Genomic DNA, 4788 nt, shown 5'->3' with positions numbered 1-4788 from the left:
CGCCTGCGGCGGAGCAAGTTAGGTGTTTTCTCGGAGAAAACACTGACAGGGGGTGGCGGTGTGAGATTCTCGGCCGGAAGTGGAGGGGGTCTGGATGTCTCTGGCTGGCCGAACTCGCCGATCTCGGGCTGAAGGCGGGCGTCCGCACCGGACGACTGTCTGGTTCTCGGATTGGGAGATGGCTCGAGTCGAGGTGGCTGCTGCGTCGGCGGCTATGGCTCCGGGTGCGTGGGTGGGTGAGGCGGCGGTTCGGGCGGCGGAGCCGCCTGAACCGGTGGTTCCTGGTGGGCGGGTCTCGGCGGGTTCGGCTGGTGCGCGGATGCAGGAGTTGATGGGGCTGCGTTCGGAGTTGATGGAGGATCGGCGGGTTCTGCGCAACATCGGGGGGAACCTCAACGACATCGCTCGGGTCGCGAACACCGATGGGGTGCTCGAGTCGACGGTGGAGCGGGTCGACCGGACCGTGGCCGAGGTGGACCGGCAGGTCAACGGTGCGGCGGCGCAGCTGCGGCGGTCGGGGAGCCGACGGTGATCGCGAAGGTGAGCCGTGGCTGGCGGGTCGAGGGGCTGGTCCGTTACCTGATGGGGCCGGGGCGGTTCAACGAGCACACCGGGCAGCGGGTCGTCGCGAGCTGGGACGGGGCGCCGGAGAAGTATCAGCCGGCGCAGGACGTCGCCGGTGGATGGGATCTGCGCGGTCTCGTCGAGGCGGTCAGTGCTCCGGCGGTCGCGGCGGGGGTCGGGTTGCGGGAGCCGCGCGCCGAGGCCGGCGGCCGGGTGCCGCGAGGGCCGGTGTGGCACTGCTCGTTGCGCAACGCGCCGGGTGATCCGGTGTTGTCGGATGCGCAGTGGGCTCAGGTGGTCGAGGACCTGATGGATCGCACTGGGATCGCGGCACGGGGTGAGCTCGATGGCTGTCGATGGGTCGCGATCCGGCACGCCGATGACCACGTGCACGTCGCGGCGGTTCTGGTGCGTCAGGAGTCCGGGAAGCGGGTGCACCCGTTCCGGGACTTCGTCCGGGCTCGTGAGACGTGCCGGGACTGGGAGCAGAAGCTGGGGTTGACGCCGACGGCGGCCGCGGATCGCAGCTCGGTGACTGGGCCGACGCAGGCCGAGCAGGAGAAGGCGCTGCGGCGGGGCTCCGAGGAGACTTCGCGGGAGTGGCTGCGGCGGATGTCGCGGGTCGCGGCGGTACAGGCTAGGGACCCGGAGGGGTTCGTGGCTGCGTTGAAGGACCTCGGTGTGCTGGTGCGCGCCCGCAGTTCCGAGGTGCCGGCGGCGGGGCAAGGTGCGGCGATGGTGGGCTACTCGGTGGCTGCGCCGGGTGATCTGACCGCGGCGGGGCAGCCGGTGTGGTTCTCCGGGCGGACGCTGGCTCGAGACCTGTCGTTGCCGAACCTGGAGCGGCGGTGGAGCTCGGCGCCGCCGCCGGCACCGGTGGTGGGTGGTGCTCCGGGGCGGACGTATCGGGCGTCGGTGAGTCCGCAGGAGCGGGTGGCGGCGATCGATGATGCGGTCTCGTCGATGGAGCATGCCACCGCGACGTTGGCATCGGGCGAGACCGGGGTGGGTGCCGACGGGATCGCGCACGCGGCCGGGGACATGCTCTGCGCGGTGGGGGTGGTGACGGGTTGTCAGGACCCGGACGGGCGGGTCCGGAGGGAGGCGGGCAACGACCTCGACCGAGCGGCCCGGGTGCCGGAGCAGGTGTTGCCAGCACGGTGGTCGCCGGTGGCTCAGGTGCTGCGGCAGTCGGCGTGGCGGCTGGCGTCGGTGCGAACGGTGGGTCGCCACGGTGAGGGCGCCGGGGCCCGGTTGGTGCTGGCGCTGGCGAGGTTGGTCGCCGAGATCGCAGCACTGCGGGAGACGCAGTCACGGCTTGCGCAGGCCCGGGCGGCGCACCGCAGCTGCGGTGCGCTGCAGGCATCGGCCCGCAGTAGCGCGGCACGAGCGGCCGTGAGCGGGCCGGCCCGCGGAGGCGTGGCCCGATCGGTTGGGCAGCGCCCGCCGGTGTCGGCGACGGGGTCGGCGAGGTCGTCGGGGCTTCACGAGTCGACGTATCGGGAGAAGCAGAGGCGGGGGAGAGGACGGTGACGGGGCCGGTCGATCAGGACGTTCCGCTGCTCGGTCTCGGTCGGGACCAGGTGCAGGCATGGACGCAGTTCATGCTGGTGACCGCGAACGCGGTACGGCAGTACCGGGTCAACCGGGGGCGGTCGGCGTGGAGCCAGGAGCGGGCGGCTGCACGGGCGACGCAGCGGTACTCGAACGACCTCGATCCGCGGGTGCGGGCGATGGTTGAGGCCGACGAGGCCGCGTTCCAGGCGGCGCGACGACGCGATCCGTCCAGCTTCGAGGACAAGACAAGCGGTGAGAGGCAGTTCGGCTGGGTGGTGCACACGACGACGGGGCCGATGCCGGAGGAATCCCCGTCGGGGATGCACGGTGCATGGGGTCTGTGGGCGGACGGCTGGCTTGCTGAGAAGAAGCTGTCGGTGTTCGTGGTCGCGGACAAGGAGACTGCTCTGCGGCTGCGCGACGAGGTCACCGAGGGAGAGCAGCGGACCCTCAAAGACCTCGGCGAGCTGGGCACCTACGGACACATGCGGGCCGAGCACGCCCGCACCGAGGTGCGCGAGGAACCCTGGCAGCTGCGGGAGCGGGTGTGGGGGAACCTGCGTGAGGTCTGGCCGAACGACTCCGATCTGGCTGCGGCGGTGATGACGCCCAGCCCGTACTGGAATGGGGATGGCGACTCCGAAGAGCAGAGGTACGGGGCGATCGACAGGTTGGCCACGAGGCTGCGCGGGCTGGAGGACCACGGGTACTCGATGACCGATGTCGTGAGGCGGCTCGATCTCGGTGCGATTCGCCAGCAGTACGAGGCTGTGGAGTGGCATCTGCTGGCTGACTTCGTGGACCAGATGGTGCAGCGGACGGCTGACCAGTTGCAGGTTGTCGACGCTGATCCGGTCGATCCGGTCGTGGCCAGGGAAGTCGATGAGGCGCTGGACAGAGGTCTGAGGGACGCGGGCGTTGCACGCGACGGAGTGCTGCGGAGTGAGTACTTCGATCAGCTGCGGGCGCAACTGACTGATTTGCGCTCCGCCGGCCGGGATCTTGATGCTCTGCTAGCGGATCTTCCGACGGAGAAGATCAACCAAGCCCAGCATCCCGCGGCGTATCTGCGGGCGGTGGTGGAGGAGCGCGCCCGCTCGGCTCCGACGGACGGGCCGAGTACCTATGAGCCGGGCCGGGATCCACCGGAGCGGATCCGATCTGGGGGAGGCCGAGCGGATGATCCGTCGGCACTTCTCCGGGCGGTCCGCAGACGCGGTGATCAGCTGTCGGGCGTGGCCTGGTCTGGCCAAGCAGCTACTCGTGTGGAAGGAGCAGGGCGCACCGATCGCGCAGGAACTCACGCAGACCGCGCTGTCGGTCGAGTCGCGTCTTTCGTCGCGGAAGACCCCGGCCTCGTACTTGAAGTCGGTGCTGCGGCGCGGCATCGAGTTCCGCGAGCACCAGGCCCTGGAGGCGGGCGAGTCGGAGCGGTCGCGCCGCGACGCCGCCCATGCTGCCCGGGTGCGGGAGGCGACCAGGGGGTACGGGGCGTCGTCGAATGGTGTGATCACCGAGGCGATGCGCGACGGCGTGCCGGAGCCGCCGTTCGACATCTACCAGCTCGATCCGACCAACGCGGTCGATCGTGCCGCGTTGGAGATGGCGCGTGGGGCGGGGACGGTCGAGGACGACGACTACATCGAGCAGATCCTCCTCGCCCCGGACCCGGGAGAGGTGTGGATTCGGTTCAACCGGGCCGACGGGGCGCGGGGTCGTGCTGATCAGGCTGAGGAGTGGGCAGAGGTGCAGGCTCGGACGCTCGATGACCCGGATACCCGGCCGAGAGAGGAACTCATCGGCCAGGCCGAGGTCGAGGCCGGTGCCGAGCAGCGCCGCGCCGACCGGGATCGCGCGCTGGCCCACGCCGAGGAGACCGGGGCACCGACCGCGGCCGCGCTGCGTGTCGAGGTCGCGCACCGGCCGCCGTCGACCGTCCCGGATGCGGCAGTCCCGGACGCGAGGGCGGCGCGGCCGCGGCGGGCCGAGGTGCAGTCGCCGCCGAGGTTCGAGCCGCTGCAGCTCCCGCGGGGGCCCCGCCCGACCCGCTGAGCCGGGCGGGTCTGACCGAGAAGCGGGCCGGGCGCCCGGGGCGCAGCCCGAGGGAGTGGGGAGGGAGTCTGAGGTGGGGGTGTCTGGGGTGATCGGTCGCAGCGGGCACATTGGTCACAGCGGTGTGCTGTGGGGCTGTGACCTGGGGTTTTACTCGGGAGTGGCTGTGACCGATGGCGTGGTTGTGCTGTGACCGATGCTTGCCGATCGGTCACAGCACGCTGCTGTGGGGGTCCGGACCGTGCCCCCGGCGCCTTGGTAGGCCTTGTCCGCCCACGCCTGGATGTTCTGGCTGGTGACAGCCTCGATGACGCCGGTACGGCGGGCGGCGGTCAGATCGTGGGTGGACCCCGGTAACGGTGGGGCCGCCCACATCAGTCGGCCGAACGGATCAGCGAGGACCTTGTCTCGCGCCGGGTTTGATGGAGGGTGTCAAGCCAGGAGATGATGAGCAGCGATGGCAGCCCCACGGAAGCACCCCAACGAGCTGCGGGAACGAGCGATCCGGCTGGTCCTCGACGCCAAGGCCGACCCTGTCAACGCCGGCACGAACGTCTGCCGCCGTATCGGTGACCAGCTGGGAATCCTTCCGGAAACCCTGCGCGGCTGGGTGAG

The 4788-nt window shown here is 70.8% G+C and carries 3 protein-coding genes and 1 pseudogene; 3 read left to right on the top strand and 1 reads right to left on the bottom strand.

The genetic code is table 11. From position 1 onward, the window contains the following. The first annotated feature begins 232 nt into the window (after positions 1–232). The 3 genes from mobC (at position 233) to Ae150APs1_RS29730 (ending at position 4173) form a co-directional block, all read left to right on the top strand. Entirely contained in the window at positions 233–532 is a 300-nt protein-coding gene (gene mobC, locus Ae150APs1_RS31720; RefSeq protein ID WP_170918217.1) for a plasmid mobilization relaxosome protein MobC, read from the top strand. Further along, on the top strand, positions 529–2097 hold the full coding sequence (locus Ae150APs1_RS29735; protein WP_075303025.1) for a relaxase/mobilization nuclease domain-containing protein: 1569 nt from the start codon (positions 529–531) through the stop codon (positions 2095–2097). The genes mobC and Ae150APs1_RS29735 overlap by 4 nt, the downstream gene beginning before the upstream one ends. Positions 2098–3384: 1287 nt before the next feature. After that, positions 3385–4173 carry a hypothetical protein gene (locus Ae150APs1_RS29730; RefSeq protein WP_139317323.1) on the top strand — a complete coding sequence of 263 codons (789 nt, stop codon included), beginning with the start codon at positions 3385–3387 and terminating at the stop codon, positions 4171–4173. Between the two features lie 228 nt (positions 4174–4401). On the opposite strand, the pseudogene Ae150APs1_RS32415 reads toward Ae150APs1_RS29730, so the two are convergent. Beyond that, a pseudogene (locus Ae150APs1_RS32415) lies at positions 4402–4575 on the bottom strand (transposase family protein); the annotation flags it as partial. Between the last annotated feature and the right edge of the window lie 213 nt (positions 4576–4788).

Source organism: Pseudonocardia sp. Ae150A_Ps1 (assembly GCF_001932315.1).
Lineage (GTDB): Bacteria > Actinomycetota > Actinomycetes > Mycobacteriales > Pseudonocardiaceae > Pseudonocardia.
The sequence above is the reverse complement of the archived record's forward strand: the minus strand, read 5'-3'. Positions and strand labels throughout refer to the sequence as shown.